Genomic DNA, 20,975 nt, shown 5'->3' on the forward strand with positions numbered 1-20,975 from the left:
TCAGGGGCGGGCACTCAGCGTCGCTTGGCCATCTCGTTGATGAAACGATCGAACAGCGGCGCCACATCGTTCGGGCCCGGGCTCGCTTCAGGGTGGCCCTGGAAGCTGAATGCACTCTTGTCGGTACGCTCGATGCCTTGCAGGGTGCCGTCGAACAGCGACTTGTGGATCGCCCGCACGTTGCCCGGCAGGGTGGTTTCGTCCACCGCAAAACCGTGGTTCTGGCTAGTGATCATCACTACACCGCTGTCCAGGTCCTGGACCGGGTGGTTGGCACCGTGGTGACCGTGGCCCATCTTCACCGTCTTGGCGCCGGAGGCCAGTGCCAGCAGTTGGTGGCCCAGGCAGATACCGAAGACCGGAATCTCGGTTTCCAGCACGTCCTTGATCGCCTGGATGGCGTAATCGCAAGGCTCGGGGTCACCAGGACCGTTGGACAGGAACACACCGTCAGGCTTGAGTGCCAGGACGTCGCTGGCCGGGGTTTGCGCAGGCACTACGGTCACGCGGCAACCGCGCTCGACCAGCATGCGCAGGATGTTCAGCTTGACGCCGTAGTCGTAGGCAACCACGTGATAAGGCAGCTCGGAAGCTTCGATAGTCGGATGACTGTCGGTCTTCAGGCTCCAGACACTGGAGCGCCACTCGTAGCTTTCCTTGGTGCTGACGACCTTCGCCAGATCCATGCCTTTCAGGCCAGGGAAGCCGCGTGCAGCAGCAATCGCCGCTTCGTCGGAGATGTCGTCGCCGGCCATGATGCAGCCGTTCTGTGCGCCTTTCTCGCGCAGGATGCGCGTCAGGCGACGGGTGTCGATACCGGCGATCGCCACGACATTGTTGGCTTTCAGGTAATCGGACAGGGACAGGGTGTTACGCCAGTTGCTCGCAACCAGTGGCAGGTCGCGAATCACCAGACCGGCCGACCAGACACGATCGGACTCGGCGTCTTCCGGCGTGGTGCCAGTGTTGCCGATGTGCGGGTAAGTCAGGGTAACGATCTGTTGGGCGTAGGAAGGATCGGTAAGGATTTCCTGATAGCCGGTCATTGCGGTGTTAAACACCACCTCACCAACGGTCTGACCGTCGGCTCCAATGGCTTCGCCGCGAAAAATGCTGCCATCAGCAAGGGCGAGTATGGCTGGCTTAGTCAAGAAGACCTCCCGTAAATAAAGCCTGAAAGGGCGATCGCAGGTTGTAAAAAAGCGGAGTGACGTATGGACACGTCACCCCGCTTCTTCACTGAATTATTCTGCGCGCTTTTAGTGGACACACTAAAGCTGTAGCTTACAGAAAAAGGCTTTTTTGGTCCACCGCTAAAGAGCCTTAAAGGCAGAGGAATGCGACAGAACATCGCTTAGCGGAGTAAAACAGGGCTCAAGCGCGAAGCCGAGCCCTGTTTTGGATGCATCTCAACGCAGATCCAGCACATCCTGCATGTCATAAAGACCCGCCGAACGACCGTCCAGCCACAATGCAGCACGTACCGCGCCCTTGGCGAAAGTCATGCGGCTGGAGGCCTTGTGGGTGATCTCCAGGCGCTCGCCCTCGGCAGCGAACAATACGGTGTGATCACCAACCACATCACCGCCACGAACAGTGGCGAACCCAATGGTTTCACGCTCGCGGGCACCGGTATGACCTTCGCGACCATACACCGCGACCTTCTGCAGATCACGCCCCAACGCATCGGCAATCACCTCACCCATGCGCAACGCGGTACCCGAAGGCGCGTCGATCTTGTGCCGGTGATGCGCTTCGATGATTTCGATGTCCGCATCATCGCCCAGCACGCGGGCCGCCATGTCGAGCAGCTTCAGCGACAGGTTGACGCCAACACTGAAGTTGGCGGCGAACACGATCGGAATATCCTTGCCCGCCTCGGCCAGCACCTGCTTTTCCTTGGCACCCAGCCCCGTGGTACCGATCACCATGGCCTTGCCCGCCTTGCGGCAAAACGCCAGGTTCTTCAGCATCACTTCCGGAAGCGTGAAATCGATCAACACATCGAATTCATCGGCGACCTTTTCCAGGCTGTCGGACATCGGCACACCGATGCGCCCCAGCGATGCCAGCTCGCCAGCATCGGCACCGACCAAGGAACTGCCAGGCCGCACGATGGCCGCAGTAAGCCCGGAGAGCGGCGAGCGTTGCTGCACCGCCTCCACCAGATTCTTACCCATGCGCCCCGCGGCGCCCATTACAGCTATACGTCGCATGCCGCGCTCCTTACAGGTCGCCGAAGAAGCGCTTCACGCCTTCGAACCAACCAGTGGTTTTCGGCGAGTGGGTATTGTCATCCGCCAGGGAGCCACGCAGCTCTTCGAGCAACTCACGCTGACGACGACTCAGGTTCACCGGCGTTTCCACCGCAACGCGGCACATCAAGTCGCCAGCGCCACCGCCACGAACCGGAGCCACGCCCTTGCCACGCACGCGGAACTGCTTGCCGGTCTGGGTCCCCTCAGGGATCTTCAGCTTGACCCGGCCATCCAGCGTCGGGATTTCCAGCTCGCCGCCCAGCGCCGCGTCAACGAAGCTGATAGGCACTTCGCAGAACAGGTGCTTGCCGTCGCGCTGGAAGATCGAGTGCTCACGCACATTGATCACCACATACAGGTCGCCTGTAGGGCCACCCTGGGTACCCGCCTCCCCTTCGCCGGACAGACGAATGCGATCGCCGGTATCGACACCCGCCGGCACCTTCACCGACAGCGTCTTGTACTCTTCGACACGGCCTTCGCCGTGACAGGAATCGCACGGGTCGGAAATGATCTTGCCCTGACCATGGCAGCGCGGGCAGGTCTGCTGCACCGAGAAGAAGCCCTGCTGCATACGCACCTGGCCAATACCGCCACAGGTCGGACAGGTAACGGGCGAGGAGCCTTTCTTGGCACCCGAGCCATCGCAAGGCTTGCAGTTGACCAGCGTCGGAACGCGGATATTCACGGTGGTACCGCGCACCGCCTCTTCCAGGTTCAGCTCCAGGGTGTAGCGCAAGTCGCTGCCACGCTGAGCGCCGCCACGGGAGCCACCACGACCGCCACCAAAGAAATCACTGAAGACATCGCCAAAGATGTCGGAGAAGTTCTGGCCACCGAAACCGGCGCCACCACCGCCCATGCTCGGATCGACACCGGCATGACCGTACTGGTCATAAGCCGCGCGCTTGCTCGAGTCAGACAATACTTCGTAGGCCTCGTTGGCCTCCTTGAACATATCTTCCGACGCTTTGTCGCCGGGATTACGGTCCGGGTGGTGCTTCATCGCCAGGCGGCGGTAAGCCTTTTTCAGGTCGGCTTCGCTCGAGCCTCGCTCCACACCCAATACTTCGTAATAGTCACGCTTTGCCATAAGTCTTCGCACTCTTAAGGACGTTCGACAACGCTCTCCTGAGCCTCGTCAAACTCGTTGAGCCCCAATACAGGCCCGGACCCAACTCACGTCAATTCAACGATCCTGGTCTTGGATAGACGACCAACAGACTGGCCGACAATTGCGGTAATCCCGAACGGAAAGCAGGAGCATTTCCGACCGTACCGCCAGCGCGCGAAAAGAGCCGCACGCCGTAAAAAATTCGCTTGCTCCAGACACGCCAACGCGGGAGCAAGCTCCCGCGCGGCGACATCCTACCAGTCACCGCACAAAGGCAGTCAACCGGCCGACCAACAAGCAGTCTTACTTGTGGTCTTTTACTTCTTCGAACTCAGCGTCGACGACGTCGTCGGCTTTCTCGGCCGACTCGGCCTGCGAAGCTGCGCCTTCTGCTGGCTGAGCCTGCTCGGCGTACATCTTCTGGGCAACCGGAGCCGACACTTTCGACAGCTCTTCGACCTTGGCGTCGATGGCGGCCTTGTCGTCGCCTTTGATAGCAGCTTCAAGGGCAACCACGGCAGCTTCGATCGCAGTCTTCTCTTCAGCGGTCACTTTGTCGCCCGCATCAGCGACCATCTTGCGAGTCGAGTGAACCAGGGCATCGCCTTGGTTACGCGCACTGGCCAGCTCTTCGAACTTACGGTCTTCTTCGGCGTTGACTTCAGCATCACGAACCATCTGCTGAATTTCTTCCTCGGACAGACCGGAGTTGGCCTTGATCACGATCGACTGGGTCTTGCCGGTCGCCTTGTCTTTCGCACCTACGTGCAGGATGCCGTTGGCGTCGATGTCGAAAGTCACTTCGATTTGCGGCACGCCACGTGGAGCTGGCGGGATCTCGGCCAGGTCGAACTTGCCCAGGGACTTGTTCTGCGCGGCTTGCTTACGCTCGCCCTGCAGCACGTGAATGGTCACTGCGCCCTGGTTGTCGTCGGCAGTCGAGAACACTTGCGATTTCTTGGTAGGAATCGTGGTGTTTTTCTCGATCAGCGCGGTCATCACGCCACCCATGGTTTCGATACCCAGGGTCAGCGGGCTGACGTCCAGCAGCAGCACGTCTTTCACGTCACCGGCCAGTACCGCGCCCTGGATGGCAGCACCCATGGCAACAGCTTCGTCCGGGTTCACGTCCTTGCGTGCTTCCTTACCGAAGAAATCGGTCACCAGCTTCTGCACCAGCGGCATACGGGTCTGACCGCCGACCAGGATCACGTCGTCGATCTTGCTGACGTCGATACCGGCGTCTTTCATGGCGATGCGGCAAGGCTCGATGGTGCGCTGAACCAGGTCTTCAACCAGCGATTCCAGCTTGGCGCGGGAGATCTTCACGTTCAGGTGCTTAGGACCGGTGGCGTCTGCGGTGATGTACGGCAGGTTGACGTCGGTCTGCTGGCTCGAGGACAGCTCGATCTTGGCCTTTTCAGCAGCTTCTTTCAGGCGCTGCATGGCCAGCGGGTCACCCTTGAGGTTCATGCCGCTTTCTTTCTTGAACTCGTCCACGAGGTAGTCGATCAGACGGATATCGAAGTCTTCACCACCGAGGAAGGTGTCACCGTTGGTTGCCAGTACTTCGAACTGGTGCTCGCCATCGACTTCAGCGATTTCGATCACGGAAACGTCGAAGGTACCGCCACCCAGGTCATAAACGATCACGGTGTGATCGCCCTTAGCCTTGTCCATGCCGTAAGCCAGAGCGGCCGCGGTTGGTTCGTTGATGATACGTTTTACGTCCAGGCCAGCGATGCGGCCGGCGTCTTTGGTCGCCTGGCGCTGGCTGTCGTTGAAGTAGGCCGGAACAGTGATCACCGCTTCGGTCACAGCCTCGCCGAGGTAGTCTTCGGCGGTCTTCTTCATTTTCTTGAGGATTTCAGCCGAGATCTGTGGCGGAGCCATTTTCTGGCCGTTCACTTCAACCCAGGCATCGTTATTGTCAGCCTTGACGATCTTGTAAGGGACCATCTGGATGTCTTTCTGCACGACTTCTTCGTCGAAACGACGACCGATCAGACGCTTCACCGCGTACAGGGTGTTGTGCGGATTGGTCACTGCCTGACGCTTGGCCGACTGGCCAACCAGAATTTCGCCATCGTTGGCGTAAGCGATGATGGACGGCGTGGTACGCGCGCCTTCAGCGTTTTCGATAACTTTTACGTTGCCGTTTTCAAGAATGGAGACGCAGGAGTTGGTAGTCCCCAGGTCGATACCGATAATTTTGCCCATGTTAACTCTCCCGAAACTTTAGATTTTGTTGCCGCAGCAGTGGTGGCCGACTGCGGTAGCACTTAAACGCTTGGCCTATAAATGGGGGCCCTGTGCGCGATTTCAAGCCTTCTCGTCAATCGAAGGCGAAACCGGTGCAGGCGCCTTGCTGACCACGACCATGGCCGGGCGCAGCAGGCGGCCGTTGAGCTGATAGCCCTTCTGGAACACCTTGAGAACGCTGTTCGGCTCGACGTCGGCACTTTCCTGCATGGCCATCGCCTGGTGCTGCTCAGCGTTGAACGGTTCGCCATGCGGGTCGATCGCTTCCAGTTGATAACGCTTCAGGGTGTCCTGGAACATCTTCAGGGTCAGCTCGATACCTTCACGCATCGGGCGAATGCTTTCGTCGTCCGGGCTGGACAACTCAAGACCGCGCTCGAGGCTGTCGATCACCGGCAGCAGGTCGCCAGCAAAACGCTCGAGGGCGAATTTGTGAGCTTTTTCTACATCCTGCTCGGCACGGCGGCGGACGTTCTGCAGATCGGCCGCAACACGCAGTGCCTGATCCTGAGCGCCAGCCAACTGCTCTTCGAGCACTTGCACACGAGCCGCCAGATCTTCGCCCGAAGCCTCAGGGGCCTGATTGGCGTCGGGGTTTTGCGTGTCCAGCGTCTGTTCGTCAGCCATAAAATTCTCCTTTCAATATCGTCCGTGAGCTCAACTCACGCTTCTGCCCCGGTATATGGGGCCGCATTTTTCAGGTTCAAGGGCTGCGCCCTCGGCAAAAATCATTGCGCGAGGCAAAACACCGTTCATCAACCATTCCCACACGCGATAAAAAAATCCACCAAACAAGCGAATCGAGCTAATGCCGGGCATTGTCAGCCGAAAACAAAACACTGTATAAATAACCAGACCTAAAGCTTGGGAGCGGCCTTTATGCTGGTGCACCTGTCCGTACACAACTACGCCATCGTTGAACATCTCGATCTGGAGCTGGATCGCGGGATGAGCGTCATCACGGGTGAAACCGGCGCCGGCAAGTCGATCATGCTCGACGCCCTGGGGCTGACCCTGGGTGATCGCGCCGACAGCGGCGTGGTACGCCCAGGCGCCGACAAGGCCGACATTCTCGCCACCTTCGACCTGGAAGACATCCCCGAGGCACGCACCTGGCTCGCCGAACGCGACCTGGACAACGACAGCCCGTGCATACTGCGCCGGGTCATCACCGCCGAAGGCCGTTCCCGCGGCTATATCAACGGTTCTCCCTGCCCGCTAGGCGACCTCAAGGCCCTCGGCGAACTGCTGATCGATATCCACAGCCAGCATGAACACCAGTCGCTGCTGAAAACCGACACCCACCGCCGCCTGCTCGACGAGTACGCCGGCGCCACCGACCTGGCCCGCCAGGTATCGCTGGCGGCCCAGCGCTGGCGCCAGACCCGCCAGGAACTGGAGCGCCTGTCCAATTCCGGGGACGAGCAGCGGGCTCGCCACCAGCTCCTCAGCTATCAGCTGGAGGAACTGGAGAACCTTGCCCTCGGCGAAAACGAACTTGAGCAACTGGAGCTCGAACATAAAAACCTGACCAATGCCGAAAGCCTGCTGGGTATCTGCCGACAGGTCGTCGAGCATTGCAGCGAAAGTGATTCGGGCAATGTCCTCAGCGCCCTGACCGTGAGCCTCAATCGCCTGTCGAGCATCGGCAACAGCTCCGGCGCCCTGGCGGAAGCCACCAACTTGCTGGCCAGCGCGCAGATCCAGGTCGAAGAGGCGGTCGGCGAACTGAATCGCTTCGTCGACCATTTCGATGCGGACCCAGCGCGCCTGCAACAGCTGGAGGAGCGGCTGGACGCTATCTACACCCTGGCTCGCAAACACCGGATCCAGCCCACCGAGGTGGCGGCCATGCAGCAGAAACTGCTGGAGGAAATCGAAACCTTGGATGCCAACGACGAGTCCATCGAGCGCTTGGGCGACGAGCTGAAATCCTTTGCCCGGCACTATCACGAAAAGGCCCGGGAGCTGAGCGAACTGCGCCAACAGGCGGCAACCAGCCTGGCCAGCGCCGTCGAACAGGAAATCCAGCGCCTGGGCATGCCCGGGGGCCGCTTCACCATCGAACTGCGCGCCAACAACAGCGACGAATTGCAGCCCAACGGCCTCGAGCAGGTCGAGCTGCTGGTCAGCGCCAACCCCGGCCAGCCGCTCAAGGCCCTGGCCAAAGTGGCATCCGGAGGCGAGCTGTCGCGGATCAGCCTGGCGATCCAGGTGATTACCGCGCAAACCTCTCGCGTTCCTACCCTGGTATTCGACGAAGTGGACGTCGGCATCGGCGGCCCGACCGCGGAAATCGTCGGCCAGCTGTTACGCCGCCTCGGCGAGCGCGGCCAGGTCTTGACGGTCACCCACTTGCCGCAGGTGGCAGCCCAGGGCCATCAACATCTTTTTGTGCACAAGGTGCGCGGCAGCGATGCGACTCACACCGCGGTTTCCAAATTGGGCAAGACCGAGCGGATCGAAGAGGTGGCACGCATGCTGGGCGGCATCGACCTGACCAAGGAGTCGCTGGCCCACGCGAAAAAGATGGTGGTGACCGCCAAGGCTTGAGTAGCTGCCACTTTAATAAAGAGCAGAAAGCACGAAGGCGACCCTTGGGTCGCCTTCGATCGTTTCGCGGACAGCATCCGCGCGACATGCTTATTTCTTCGTGCGTACGTACAGCACCAAGTTGTGATCCACCAACTCGAAGCCATGCTTCTCGACAATCGCCTTCTGAAGCTTCTCGATTTCTTCGTCGAAGAATTCGATCACTTCACCGGAATCCACGTTGACCATGTGGTCGTGGTGACCGCCGTCAGCCAGTTCGAATACAGCATGACCGCCATCAAAGTTGTGGCGTACCACAAGGCCTGCTGCTTCAAACTGGGTCAGAACACGGTAAACCGTGGCCAGACCGACATCCTCGCCAGCTTCCATCAGCGCCTTGTAAACATCCTCGGCGCTCATGTGTCGCTGCTCGGCGGAATCGAGCATTTGTAGAATTTTGACCCGTGGCAGAGTCACTTTAAGGCCGGCTTTACGTAGTTCGCTATTTTCAACCATGGTCAGCTTTCTCGCGGATGCTGCTTCGCAGCTTCTCTTAATGCGGGTATGATCGGGGTTTACGTTGTCCCAGCCAAGATAGTGGAAGTCGCCCACCGATGCAAAACACCAAGCTCTTGCTAACCAGTTTCACCTTCGTGGGACTGCTCGCACTCGCCGGTTGTTCATTCCCCGGGGTTTACAAAATCGACATCCAGCAGGGCAATGTCGTCACGCAGGACATGATAGACCAGTTACGCCCGGGAATGACCCGCCGGCAAGTACGGTTTATCATGGGCAACCCTCTGTTGACCGACACGTTCCACGCCGATCGCTGGGATTATCTGTACAGCCTGCAACCAGGTGGCGGTGAACGCCAGCAGGAGCGCGTCAGCGTTATTTTCAACGGTAACGACCAACTGGTCAGCCTTTCCGGTGACTTCATGCCTGGCGTAAGCCGCGACGAAGCCATCCTGGGCAAGGACAGCGGCACTACCGTGACCACCCCTGCCGCAAACGCCGAGCAGCCAAAACCGGAAAAACCGGCCAAGCCAGGTTCTCTGCTCGATCAGATCCAGAAGGACGTCGACAACGTCGAGACCGTTCCGGTGCCAACACCAGAACCTCTGGACACCTCGCCGCAATAATTTGTGGTGGAATAAAAAAGCCCGGCGAGTCCGGGCTTTTTGTTGTCTGTCGATTTGTTCAGGACTCTGAAGTACGAGCCCGGGCCTGCGCTGCCTTTGCTGCGCGCAGACGTCGAACCTCTTTGGGATCGGCCAGCAATGGACGGTAGATTTCGATGCGATCGTCCGCCCGAACCACCTGCGTCCCTGGGTCCGCAACCGCTTTGCCAAAGATCCCCAGCGGACAGCTGTCCAGGTCCAGCTCTGGAAATTGCGCACCTATCCCGGAGCTTTTCACTGCCGCACGGACAGTAGTCCCCGGCGGCACAGCAACGCTGAGCAATAGCTGCCGGTCGACCGCGGCATACACCACCTCGACTTCGATCATTGACTCAAGCATGCAGCTGCTTGGCCCGCTGACAAAACGCATCGACCAGGGTGTTGGCCGCCTGATTGAACAGCGGCCCCAAGGTCGCGCGAACCAGTGGACCGGCGTAGTCGAACGACAAATCCAGGCTGATCTTGCAGGCCTTCTCCCCCAGCGGCTTGAAAACCCACACGCCGTGCAACTGGTTGAACGGCCCTTCCTCCAGGTTCATCTCGATCGACTGGCCCGGCACCAGGGTATTGCGCGTCACGAAATGCTGGCTGAGCCCGCCCTTGGCAACGGCCAGGCTGGCGCGCATCTGCACCTCACTGCTTTCCAGCACTTCGGCCGACGAGCACCAGGGCAGAAACTCCGGGTAGCGCGCCACGTCATTGACCAGGTCGTACAAAAACTGCGCCGGATAAGGCAGCAGGGCCGAGCGTTGAATATGTGTCGTCATGTCAGCGTCATTTCCACAACTGGGCGGCAAACACTATAAGAATGCCGATGGGCGCCACATAGCGCATCAAAAACAGGGTCAGGGCAAAAAGCAGCGGGCTGCGAATCGACAGTTCATCACGAACCGCCTCGCGCCCCATCACCCAACCCGCGAACACTACAAAGCAGAGGCCACCCAAGGGCAACATGATCCGAGAGGTGAAGAAATCGATCACCCCGAAGAAATCCAGACCACCCGCCGCCGCCCATTGGTAGAGATGGAAAGCCCCGCCTTCGTTCACGAAAAACTTGGCCTGCTGCCAGATATTGAAGGAGAACACCGTCCCCAATCCGACGAACCAGCAGGTAAACGCCAGCCAGAACGTCACCCAGCCGCGGCGGATTCGAGTCCGCTCCACCAGATAAGCCACCATCGGTTCCAACAGCGAAATCGCCGAACTCCAGGCGGCAATGGCCACCAGGACAAAAAACACCACGCCCATCAACTGGCCGAACGCCACATTACCAAAGGCAAAAGGCAAACTGACAAACATCAGCCCCGGACCTTCACTCGGGTTCAGCCCGGCGGCAAATACGATCGGGAACAGCGCCAGCCCCGCCAGCAGTGAAACGAAGGTATCCAGCAGCGCCACCCCGACAATAGTGCCGGAAATGGACGAATGCTTCGGCATGTAAGCGCCGTAGATCATGATGGAACCGACGCCGACGCTCAGGGAAAAGAACGCATGCCCCATGGCCGGCAACAGGCCGTCGAGCAGCTTGTCGGTGCTGAAGTCGAACATGAAATGCACGCCTTCCATGAAATGCCCGGTGGTCATGCTGTATCCCAGCAGGATCACCAGCATCACGAACAGCAGCGGCATCATGATCCGCAGGCTGCGCTCAAGACCGGCCACCACACCCTTGGCAATGACGGCCGCCGACAACAACATGAACAGCGTGTGCCACAGCGTCAGCCGCCAGGGGTCGGCGATCACATTGCCGAAATAGGCACCGACCTGCTCCGCCGTCACACCCTGGAAATCGCCACGGCCCATATCGATGATGTAGTCCAGCGACCAACCACCGACCACGCTGTAAAAGGAAAGAATCAGTAGGGCGGTGATCATCCCGGCGAACGCGCCCCAGGACCACTTGGCCGAATGCCCGGCTTCCAGGGCCAGCGCCTTCAAGGCATTGGCCGGGCTTTGCCGGGCGCGACGTCCGATCAGGGTTTCCGCCAGCATCACCGGCACGCCGATCAGTGCGATGCAGGCCAGAAATACCAGGACAAAGGCGCCACCACCGTAGACGCCGACCATGTAAGGGAATTTCCAGATACTGCCCAGGCCCACGGCAGAACCAGTCGCAGCGAGTATGAAAACCCAGCGACTGGCCCAGCCGCCGTGGACAGAAACCTTGTCCGTCGACATCAAAAACACGCCCAACCGAGAAAAAAGAGCGCGCATTGTCCGGGATTCACTCAACCTGCTCAAGCACGCAGCTTCACCGTAGCCGACACGCGTGCAACTGCCTATAATGCCGCCCCTATGGCTAAACAGAAGAAACACCCAACAGGGACCATCGCGCAAAATAAAAAGGCGCGTCACGATTACTTCATCGAACATCGGTTCGAGGCTGGCATGGTCCTGGCCGGCTGGGAAGTAAAGAGTCTGCGTGCAGGCAAGGCACAACTGGTCGACAGTTACGTGCTGCTCAAGGACGGCGAAGCCTGGCTGCTGGGCAGCCACTTCACGCCGCTGACCACCGCCAGCACCCATGTGATCGCCGACCCCGTGCGCTCGCGCAAACTGCTGCTCAACAAGCGCGAGCTGGAGAAGCTGTTCGCTGCCGTGCAGCAGAAGGGTTATGCCTGCGTGTGCCTGTCGCTCTACTGGAGCAAGCACATGGTCAAGTGCGAGATCGCACTCGGCAAGGGCAAGAAGGAATACGACAAGCGTCACACCGAACGCGAGCGCGACTCCGATCGTGAGCTGCATCGCGCGGTGCGCAACAAGGGCAAGGAAGAGTAACGCCCTTCTGCCTTGATGCCATGATCGCGAGCCAGCTCGTTCCTACCAGGAACGAGCTGGCCGGCGATGAATCCCTCCAGACTAAATCCCCTTGCGCCGCTCCGCCCGGGCCATGCGCTGCACTTCCTGACGCACCTCTTCCAGCACTTCCTGCACATACAGAATGTGCCGGCTGGAGACTTCGCGCGCCTGCTCGGCACGCCCTTCGATAATCGCCTGGTACAGATCGCGGTGCTGGCTGATCAGCATGTCGCGGGTTTCGGTGCGCTGCTTGTACATGCCGCCAATGTTGGTCACCACGTTGCGCTTGAGCAGATCGAACAACCCCCGAATGGTGTGCAGCAATACAGCGTTGTGGCTGGCCTCGGCAATCGCCAGGTGAAATTGCGCGTCCGCCGCCCCCTCCTCCGCCCGGGTCGCATCGCCCGCCCGGGAATAGCAGTCCTGCAATTCCTCGAAGGCCGTCGTGAGCCGTTCACGGTCCACATCGGTGGCACGCAACGCGGCGTAATAGGCACATGAGGCTTCCAGGGTGTGGCGAAACTCCAGCAAGTCGCGCTGGGCTTCAGGATTGCTTTCCAACAACTGCAGCAGCGGATCACTGAAGGTCGAACCCAGCGACTCCACCACATAGTTGCCGCCGCCCTGGCGACTGACCAGCAAGCCCTTGGCCGTCAGCTTCTGGATCGCCTCGCGCAACGAAGGCCGCGAGACACCGAACTGCTCCGCCAACGCACGCTCTGCCGGCAGGCGCTCACCGGACTTCAGCGTGCCCTCGAGGATCATCCCCTCGAGCCGCTCGACAATGTCGTCAGACAAACGGCGCTGACGAATCTGATCAAACCCCATAACTCATTCTCCACGATCCCGACCGCGCGCCGGGCTCTCTATTCTGGCCTATCGGGGCTGCGCCAGCACCTATCAGAACGAACGTCGGCGAGCAGATCAGAAGTCATCTGCACCGCACCTTCGACAAAAGTTTTAGGGCGGCAAATTGACACACCGCTCACAAGGCTTTTACCCTAGCCAACAGCGATTGTAAATTGGTCTTACCAATTAACCAAATACGCTGACCAGTGCCTGACCAACAACAATTAGGGGCCACCCCATATGCAAACCTGGCAACAGCTCTACAGCCCGCTCGGCAGCCTCGGCCTGTCCGCCCTCGCCGCCGTCATCCCGATCGTCTTCTTCTTCCTGGCTCTGGCCGTGTTCCGTCTCAAAGGACACGTCGCCGGCAGCATCACCCTGGCGTTGTCGATTCTGGTGGCGATCTTCGCCTTCCAGATGCCTGCCGACATGGCGCTTGCCGCCGCTGGCTATGGATTTGCCTACGGTCTGTGGCCCATCGCCTGGATCATCGTCGCCGCCGTCTTCCTCTACAAACTGACGGTCAAGAGCGGCCAGTTCGAGGTCATCCGCAGCTCCGTGCTGTCGATCACCGACGACCAGCGCCTGCAGGTGCTGCTGATCGGTTTCTGCTTCGGCGCCTTCCTCGAAGGCGCCGCCGGCTTTGGCGCGCCGGTCGCCATTACCGCCGCGCTGCTGGTCGGCCTGGGGTTCAACCCACTGTACGCCGCCGGCCTGTGCCTGATCGCCAACACCGCCCCGGTGGCCTTTGGCGCCCTGGGTATTCCGATCATCGTGGCTGGCCAGGTGACCGGCATCGACGCGTTCAAGATCGGCGCCATGACCGGTCGCCAACTGCCGCTGCTGTCGCTGTTCGTACCGTTCTGGCTGGTGTTCATGATGGACGGCCTGCGCGGTGTCAAAGAGACCTGGCCCGCAGCCCTGGTGGCCGGCCTGAGCTTTGCCGTGACCCAGTACTTCACCTCGAACTTCATCGGCCCGGAACTGCCGGATATCACCTCGGCCCTGGCCAGCCTGATTGCCCTGACCCTGTTCCTCAAGGTCTGGCAACCCAAGCGTTCGTTCGCCGCGGCCACCGCCAGCGTCGGCGCCGCGGTCGTGCAGAATGGTGGCTTCGGCCAGCCACGCACGACTCAACCTTCGCCTTACAGCTTCGGTGAAATCTTCAAGGCCTGGTCGCCGTTCCTGATCCTCACCGTGCTGGTCACCATCTGGACCCTCAAGCCGTTCAAGGCGATGTTCGCCGCCGGCGGCTCGATGTACAGCTGGGTATTCAACTTCGCGATTCCGCACCTGGATCAACTGGTGATCAAGAGCGCGCCGATCGTCGCCACTCCGACCGCGATTCCGGCGGTGTTCAAGCTCGACCCGATTTCCGCGACCGGCACAGCGATTTTCTTCTCCGCGCTGATCTCGATGCTGGTGCTGAAAATCAATTTCAAAACTGGTCTGACCACTTTGAAAGAGACCTTCTACGAACTGCGCTGGCCGATCCTGTCCATCGGCATGGTGCTGGCCTTCGCCTTCGTCACCAACTATTCCGGCATGTCTTCGACCATGGCCCTGGTGCTGGCCGGCACGGGCGCAGCGTTCCCGTTCTTCTCGCCGTTCCTCGGCTGGCTGGGGGTGTTCCTGACCGGTTCGGACACTTCGTCCAACGCCCTGTTCAGCTCGCTGCAAGCCACCACCGCGCACCAGATCGGCGTCAACGACACCCTGCTGGTCGCGGCCAACACCAGCGGCGGCGTGACCGGCAAGATGATCTCGCCGCAATCGATCGCCGTGGCTTGCGCCGCCACCGGCCTGGTGGGCAAGGAATCGGACCTGTTCCGCTTTACCCTCAAGCACAGCCTATTCTTTGCCACCATCGTCGGCCTGATCACCCTGGCCCAGGCCTACTGGTTCACCGGCATGCTGGTGCACTGATCGCGATACCGAAAAAACCGACACCGGCCCACACGTGCGGCGTCTGCAACTCACAACCCGGTCTGCAAGGCTGCTGAAAGCTTGTCTCTCTATATTCAGCAGCCGCGGCAGACGGATAACCGGGACCACCCGGAGACACGCCTGATGAGCGAGCTTTTTTACAACGCCGTGCCTAACGCGACCCGTGTCGCACCGCCCTTGGCCGAACCGCGCCAGTACCCCAGCGAGAAACCGTCGCGGGTCTACCTGTTCGGCACCTGTGTGGTCGACCTGTTCTACCCCGAAGCCGGGATGGACGCGATTCACCTGCTCGAGCGCGAAGGCATTCGCGTGGAGTACCCGCAAGGGCAAAGCTGCTGCGGACAACCGGCCTACACCTCGGGTTACACCGAGCAGGCGCGCACCGTGGCCCGCTCGCAACTGGCGCTGTTCGCCGGCGACTATCCGGTGGTGGTGCCGTCGGGTTCCTGTGCGGGGATGATTCGCGAACACTACGCGGACTTGTTCAAGGATGAGCCGCAGACCTTGAAGCAGGTGCAGGCCCTGGCCGAACGTACCTATGAGCTGGCCGAGTTCCTGCTGCATGTGTGCAAGGTGCAGCTCAAGGACAGTGGCGAGCCGGTCAAGGTGGCGCTGCACACCTCCTGCTCGGCACGGCGTGAGATGAATACCCACCTGCACGGTCGTGAGCTGCTGGCACAACTGGGCAACGTGGAGCGGGTAGAACACGACCACGAAAGCGAATGCTGTGGCTTTGGCGGGACTTTCAGCGTCCGAATGCCGGACATCTCCGGCGCGATGGTCGCGGACAAGACCCGTGCGCTGAAGGAGTCCGGCGCCCACCAGGTACTGAGTGCCGACTGCGGCTGCTTGATGAACATCAACGGCTCGCTGGAGAAACAACGGGAAGCGCTGCGCGGCCAACACCTGGCCAGCTTCCTCTGGCAGCGTACCGGAGGTGCCGCATGAGCGCCCCGGAGCTGATTCCGACCCTGACTGTGTCGGACGATTTTCGCACCCGGGTCCACCAGGCCCTGGGTGACCAACAACTGCGAAACAACTTTCGCAGTGCCATGGATTCCCTCATGGCCAAACGTGCGGCCTCGTTCAGCGATGCCCACGAACGCGAACACCTGCGGGCCCTGGGCAATGCGATCAAGGCCCGTGCGTTATCCAAGCTGCCCGACCTGCTCGAGCAGCTTGAACAGAACCTGACCCGCAACGGTGTGACAGTGCACTGGGCGGAAACGGTGGACGAGGCCAATGGCATCGTCCTCTCGATCATCCGGGCTCACGAGGCGCGGCAAGTGATCAAGGGCAAATCGATGGTCAGCGAAGAGATGGAGATGAACCATGTCCTCGCTGAACAAGGCATTGAATGCCTTGAGTCGGACATGGGCGAGTTCATCGTCCAGCTCGACCACGAGAAGCCTTCACACATAATCATGCCGGCGATCCACAAGAACGCCGGTCAGGTCGCGTCCTTGTTCCACGACAAACTCGGCGTGGAGTACACCAAGGACGTTGACCAACTCATTCAGATCGGTCGCAGGGTCCTGCGGCAGAAATTCTTCGAAGCGGACATCGGCGTCTCCGGCGTCAACTTCGCCGTGGCCGAAACCGGCACCCTGCTGCTGGTGGAAAACGAAGGCAACGGCCGCATGTCCACCACGGTGCCGCCGGTGCACATCGCCGTCACCGGCATCGAGAAGGTCGTCGAGAACCTGCGCGACGTGGTGCCGCTGCTGTCGCTGCTGACCCGCTCGGCGCTGGGCCAGCCGATCACCACCTACGTCAACATGATCTCCGGCCCGCGCCAGGAGCATGAGCTGGACGGCCCACAACAAGTGCACCTGGTGCTGCTCGACAACGGCCGCAGCCAGGCCTTCGCCGACAGCGAACTGCGCCAGACCCTGAACTGCATCCGCTGCGGCGCCTGCATGAACCATTGCCCGGTCTACACCCGCATCGGCGGTCACGCCTACGGCGAGGTCTACCCCGGCCCCATCGGCAAGATCATCACCCCGCACATGGTCGGCCTGGCCAAGGTGCCGGACCATCCGAGCGCGTCCTCGCTGTGTGGTGCCTGCGGCGAAGTGTGTCCGGTGAAGATCCCGATCCCGAGCCTGCTGCGCCGCCTGCGCGAAGAGAACGTCAAGGCTCCAGACAGCCCCCATCAGGTGATGCGCGGCCAGGGCAGCAAATACTCGCGCAAGGAGCGTTTTATCTGGAATGCCTGGGCCAGGCTCAACAGTTCGCCGACCTTGTATCGCCTGTTCAGCCTGGCGGCCACCCGCCTGCGCGCGCTGACCCCGAGCAACGTCGGCCCCTGGACGCAAAACCACAGCGCACCGAAACCCGCCGCCCGGTCCTTGCACGACCTGGCCCGCGAGCATCTGGCCAAACAGGGAGAACGTCGATGAGCGCCAAACAGAACATCCTCGGCAAGCTGCGCAGCAGCCTGACCGGTACCACGCCGATTGTGGATAACTTCGATGAGGCACTGGTCACCGAGCCTTATACCTACACCCCGGAACAGCGCATCCCGCAGTTGCGCAAGCAGATGGAAGCGGTGCACACCGAGATTCACCAGACCACTGGCCAGGACTGGCCGGCGCTGCTCGCCCGCCTGCTGGGCGAGCGCCAGTTGCCGAGCCTGCTGATCGCCCCGACCACGCCCCACGGCCAGCGTGTCAGCCAATACTGGTCCGAGCATCCCGGGCTGCCGACGTTGAAGGCCTACGATCGGCCGGTCGAGCAATGGAAAGCCGAGCTGTTCAACGACACCCCGGCCAGCCTCACCACCACCCTCGGCGCCATCGCCGCCACCGGCAGCCTGATCCTCTGGCCGACCCGCGAAGAGCCGCGGCTGATGAGCCTGGTGCCGCCGGTACATTTCGCCCTACTCAAGGCCAGCGAGATCCGCGACAACTTCTATCAGGTCCAGCAGGAATACGCCTGGGCCCAGGGCATGCCGACCAACGCGCTGCTGGTGTCCGGCCCATCGAAAACCGCCGATATCGAGCAGGTCCTGGCGTATGGCGCCCACGGCCCGAAAGACCTGGTGGTGCTGATCCTGGAGGACCAATGAGTCTACCGGCGGCTTTTCTGCGTGATGCACAACAACTGATTCCCCAGGAGCGGCGCTTCGACGATCCGCTCTCCACCCTGGCCTTCGGTACCGACGCGAGTTTTTATCGGTTGATTCCGCAACTGGTGATCCGCGTCGAGTCCGAAGATGAAGTGGTGGCCCTGCTCAAGCTGGCCCAGCGCGACCGCGTGCCAGTGACTTTCCGCGCCGCCGGCACCAGCCTGTCGGGACAAGCCATCAGCGATTCGGTGCTGCTGGTGCTCGGCGACAACTGGAATACCCGCGAGATCCGCGACCAGGGCCAGCAGATCCGCCTGCAACCGGGGGTGATCGGTGCCCAGGCCAACGCCTGGCTAGCGCCGTTCGGGCGCAAGATCGGCCCGGACCCTGCCTCGATCAACGCCTGCAAGATCGGCGGCATCGTCGCCAACAATGCCAGCGGCATGTGCTGCGGCACCGCGCAAAATACCTATCACACCCTGGCCGGCCTGCGCCTGGTGCTGGCCGACGGCACCCGCCTGGACACCGAAGACGCCGCCAGCATCGCGGCCTTTCGCAGCAGCCACGGCGAGCTGCTGGAACGCCTGGCCAGCCTGGGCCGCGAGACCCGCGCCAACAGCGAACTGGCGGCGAAGATCCGCCACAAATACCGCCTGAAAAACACCACCGGCCTGTCCCTCAACGCCCTGGTGGATTTCGATGAGCCGCTGGACATCCTCAGCCACCTGCTGGTGGGCTCCGAGGGCACCCTGGGTTTTATCAGCGCGGTGACCTACGACACGGTGGTCGACCACCCAAACAAGGCCTCGGCGCTGATCGTCTTCCCGGATGTGGAAACCTGCTGCAACGCGGTGAGCGTGCTGAAAAACCAGCCGGTGTCCGCCGTGGAACTGCTGGACCGCCGCAGCCTGCGCTCGGTACAGGACAAACCCGGAATGCTGGCCTTCGTCCAGCAACTGTCCGCCAATGCCTGCGCGCTGCTGATCGAATCCCGCGCCGCGTCTTCCGCGCTGCTGCAGGAACAACTGGCGCAAATCATGGCGTCCCTCGCCTCTTTCCCAGTGGAGAAGCAGGTCGACTTCACCGAAGACCCGAAGGAAAACGCCAGGCTCTGGGCGATCCGCAAGGACACCTTTCCCGCCGTCGGCGCGGTGCGCAAGACCGGCACCACGGTGATCATCGAAGACGTGACCTTCCCGGTGGAACAGCTGGCCATCGGCGTCAATCGCCTGATCGCGCTGTTCGACAAGCACAGCTACGACGAGGCGATCCTGTTCGGCCATGCGCTGGAGGGCAACCTGCATTTCGTCTTCACCCAGGGCTTCAACAGTGCCGAGGAAGTGGCGCGCTACCAGGCCTTCATGGATGACGTGGCGCAACTGGTGGCGGTGGAGTTCGGCGGCTCGCTCAAGGCCGAGCACGGCACTGGGCGCAATATGGCGCCCTTCGTCGAGCTGGAATGGGGCAGCGACGCCTACCAGTTGATGTGGCAACTCAAGCGCCTGCTCGACCCCAACGGCATCCTCAACCCGGACGTGGTGCTCAGCGAAGACCCGCAGATCCACCTCAAGCACCTCAAGCCGCTGCCGGCGGCCGACGAGATTGTGGATAAGTGCATCGAATGCGGTTTCTGCGAACCGGTGTGCCCATCCAAGGGGCTGACCCTGAGCCCGCGCCAGCGCATCGTGATCTGGCGCGATATTCAGGCGCGCAAACGCGCCGGCATCGACACCACGGAACTGGAAGCGGCCTATCAATACCAGGGCCTCGACACCTGCGCCGCCACCGGCCTGTGCGCCCAGCGCTGCCCGGTGGGCATCAACACCGGCGAGCTGGTGAAGAAACTGCGCAGCCAGCACGCCACCCACGCCAAGGCGGCCGATTGGATTGGCTCGCATTTCGCCGCCACTTTGCAGGGCGCGCGGTTCACCCTGCATGTGGCCAACGGTGCGCGGATGCTGCTGGGGGCGCCACGCCTGGCCAGGGTTTCGGCGGCGCTGACCAAACTGTCCAAGGGCCAGGTGCCGCAATGGACCAGCGCCATGCCGCAGCCGGAACGGGCCATTCGGTTCAGCCCGGCGGTCAGCGACCAGCGGCCACGGGTGGTCTATCTGGCGGCCTGTGTGTCGCGGGTCATGGGCCCGGCGGCCGGGGACAAAGAGCAAAGCTCGCTCTACGACAAGACCCGCGGCCTGCTGGAAAAAGCCGGTTACCAGGTGGTGATCCCGGACAACGTGGAGAGCCTGTGCTGCGGCCAGCCGTTCGCCTCCAAGGGCTACGCGGAACAGGCCGAGCACAAGCGCCAGGAACTGATCGGCGCCCTGCTCCACGCCAGCCGCGGCGGCCTCGACCCGATCTACTGCGACACCAGCCCCTGCACCCTGCGCCTGGTGCAGGACCTGGGCGACGTGCGCCTGGACCTGTACGACCCGGTGCGCTTCATCCGCACCCACCTGATGGACAAGCTCGAGTTCACCCCGCAGGAAGCGCCGGTCGCCGTGCACGTCACCTGCAGCACCCAGCACCTGGGCGAAAGCCAGGCGCTGGTCGATCTGGCGCGGCGTTGCAGCAATAACGTGGTGATCCCGGAAGGCATCCATTGCTGCGGCTTCGCCGGCGACAAAGGCTTCACCACGCCGCAACTCAACGCCCACGCCCTGCGCAGCCTCAAGGACGCGGTGCAGCACTGCAGCGAAGGCATCTCCACCAGCCGCACCTGTGAAATCGGCCTGAGCCAGCATGGCGGGATCGACTATCACGGGCTGGTTTACCTGGTGGACCGGGTGACCCGGGCTAGAACGGCTTGATCGGCATGTACCAACTGTAGGAGCGAAGCTTGCTCGCGATGGACTTGAGAGCGCTGCATTTACCCAGTAAATACGCGCTACCGTTAACGATCATCGCGAGCAAGCTTCGCTCCTACGCAGGTATTAGGTGTTTCGCCCCTTTTTACGCCCGGATGT

At 61.3% G+C, this 20,975-nt stretch carries 18 protein-coding genes; 8 read left to right on the top strand and 10 right to left on the bottom strand.

Annotated features, from left to right (window positions below):
- Positions 1-14: 14 nt before the first annotated feature.
- From carA to grpE, 5 genes are all read right to left on the bottom strand, one after another.
- A complete protein-coding gene (carA, locus tag J4D52_RS05290) occupies positions 15-1,151 on the bottom strand; it encodes a glutamine-hydrolyzing carbamoyl-phosphate synthase small subunit (protein ID WP_102676255.1) in 1,137 nt (378 codons plus the stop codon).
- Positions 1,152-1,409: 258 nt separating this feature from the next.
- On the bottom strand, positions 1,410-2,216 hold the full coding sequence (gene dapB / locus J4D52_RS05295) for a 4-hydroxy-tetrahydrodipicolinate reductase (protein ID WP_063428302.1): 807 nt from the start codon (positions 2,214-2,216) through the stop codon (positions 1,410-1,412).
- Positions 2,217-2,226: 10 nt separating this feature from the next.
- A complete protein-coding gene (gene dnaJ, locus J4D52_RS05300) occupies positions 2,227-3,351 on the bottom strand; it encodes a molecular chaperone DnaJ (protein WP_007920853.1) in 1,125 nt (374 codons plus the stop codon).
- Between the two features lie 324 nt (positions 3,352-3,675).
- On the bottom strand, positions 3,676-5,592 hold the full coding sequence (dnaK, locus tag J4D52_RS05305) for a molecular chaperone DnaK (protein WP_102676254.1): 1,917 nt from the start codon (positions 5,590-5,592) through the stop codon (positions 3,676-3,678).
- Between the two features lie 102 nt (positions 5,593-5,694).
- On the bottom strand, positions 5,695-6,261 hold the full coding sequence (grpE, locus tag J4D52_RS05310) for a nucleotide exchange factor GrpE (RefSeq protein WP_053277403.1): 567 nt from the start codon (positions 6,259-6,261) through the stop codon (positions 5,695-5,697).
- A 252-nt stretch (positions 6,262-6,513) separates the two neighbouring features.
- Here grpE and recN point away from each other — a divergent pair, with 252 nt between their 5' ends.
- Positions 6,514-8,187 carry a DNA repair protein RecN gene (recN, locus tag J4D52_RS05315; RefSeq protein WP_102676253.1) on the top strand — a complete coding sequence of 558 codons (1,674 nt, stop codon included), beginning with the start codon at positions 6,514-6,516 and terminating at the stop codon, positions 8,185-8,187.
- A gap of 90 nt (positions 8,188-8,277) precedes the next feature.
- Here recN and fur read toward each other — a convergent pair whose 3' ends face one another.
- A complete protein-coding gene (gene fur / locus J4D52_RS05320) occupies positions 8,278-8,682 on the bottom strand; it encodes a ferric iron uptake transcriptional regulator (RefSeq protein WP_007920840.1) in 405 nt (134 codons plus the stop codon).
- Positions 8,683-8,780: 98 nt separating this feature from the next.
- Between fur and J4D52_RS05325 the strand changes: the two genes are divergently transcribed.
- Positions 8,781-9,308 (top strand): outer membrane protein assembly factor BamE, encoded by a 528-nt coding sequence (locus J4D52_RS05325; protein WP_025810030.1) that lies wholly within the window; start codon positions 8,781-8,783, stop codon positions 9,306-9,308.
- A gap of 58 nt (positions 9,309-9,366) precedes the next feature.
- Here the strand turns inward: J4D52_RS05325 and J4D52_RS05330 are convergent, their stop codons facing one another.
- Genes J4D52_RS05330 through J4D52_RS05340 form a run of 3 tightly spaced genes read right to left on the bottom strand, consistent with a single transcriptional unit; the run spans position 9,367 to position 11,525 of the window.
- Positions 9,367-9,687: an RnfH family protein gene (locus J4D52_RS05330; protein WP_173678527.1), complete on the bottom strand. Its 321-nt coding sequence runs from the start codon at positions 9,685-9,687 to the stop codon at positions 9,367-9,369.
- Positions 9,680-10,114, bottom strand: coding sequence for a type II toxin-antitoxin system RatA family toxin (locus tag J4D52_RS05335; RefSeq protein WP_053277400.1), 435 nt, complete (start codon positions 10,112-10,114; stop codon positions 9,680-9,682). The genes J4D52_RS05330 and J4D52_RS05335 overlap by 8 nt, the downstream gene beginning before the upstream one ends.
- 7 nt (positions 10,115-10,121) lie before the next feature.
- On the bottom strand, positions 10,122-11,525 hold the full coding sequence (locus tag J4D52_RS05340; RefSeq protein WP_102676278.1) for a sodium-dependent transporter: 1,404 nt from the start codon (positions 11,523-11,525) through the stop codon (positions 10,122-10,124).
- 117 nt (positions 11,526-11,642) lie between these two features.
- On the opposite strand from J4D52_RS05340, the gene smpB reads away from it, so the two are divergent.
- On the top strand, positions 11,643-12,125 hold the full coding sequence (gene smpB, locus J4D52_RS05345; RefSeq protein ID WP_009042112.1) for an SsrA-binding protein SmpB: 483 nt from the start codon (positions 11,643-11,645) through the stop codon (positions 12,123-12,125).
- Between the two features lie 81 nt (positions 12,126-12,206).
- Here smpB and J4D52_RS05350 read toward each other — a convergent pair whose 3' ends face one another.
- Entirely contained in the window at positions 12,207-12,974 is a 768-nt protein-coding gene (locus tag J4D52_RS05350; protein ID WP_102676252.1) for an FCD domain-containing protein, read from the bottom strand.
- 261 nt (positions 12,975-13,235) lie between these two features.
- Between J4D52_RS05350 and J4D52_RS05355 the strand changes: the two genes are divergently transcribed.
- From J4D52_RS05355 to J4D52_RS05375, 5 genes are all read left to right on the top strand, one after another.
- Entirely contained in the window at positions 13,236-14,921 is a 1,686-nt protein-coding gene (locus J4D52_RS05355) for a lactate permease LctP family transporter (RefSeq protein WP_102676251.1), read from the top strand.
- A gap of 144 nt (positions 14,922-15,065) precedes the next feature.
- The gene (locus J4D52_RS05360; RefSeq protein ID WP_028681631.1) at positions 15,066-15,890 is read left to right on the top strand and encodes a (Fe-S)-binding protein; all 825 of its coding nucleotides are present in this window, start codon (positions 15,066-15,068) and stop codon (positions 15,888-15,890) included.
- Positions 15,887-17,344: a LutB/LldF family L-lactate oxidation iron-sulfur protein gene (locus J4D52_RS05365; RefSeq protein ID WP_102676250.1), complete on the top strand. Its 1,458-nt coding sequence runs from the start codon at positions 15,887-15,889 to the stop codon at positions 17,342-17,344. Before J4D52_RS05360 ends, J4D52_RS05365 begins: the two co-directional genes overlap by 4 nt.
- Complete coding sequence (locus J4D52_RS05370; protein WP_063428295.1) at positions 17,341-18,012, top strand: lactate utilization protein; 672 nt, start codon at positions 17,341-17,343, stop codon at positions 18,010-18,012. Before J4D52_RS05365 ends, J4D52_RS05370 begins: the two co-directional genes overlap by 4 nt.
- Positions 18,009-20,819, top strand: a complete 2,811-nt coding sequence (locus tag J4D52_RS05375) for an FAD-binding and (Fe-S)-binding domain-containing protein (protein ID WP_063428293.1) — start codon at positions 18,009-18,011, stop codon at positions 20,817-20,819. Before J4D52_RS05370 ends, J4D52_RS05375 begins: the two co-directional genes overlap by 4 nt.
- Positions 20,820-20,975: the final 156 nt, after the last annotated feature.

The sequence above is a fragment of the Pseudomonas sp. GW460-12-10-14-TSB1 genome (assembly GCF_017349775.1).
GTDB lineage: Bacteria > Pseudomonadota > Gammaproteobacteria > Pseudomonadales > Pseudomonadaceae > Aquipseudomonas > Aquipseudomonas piscium.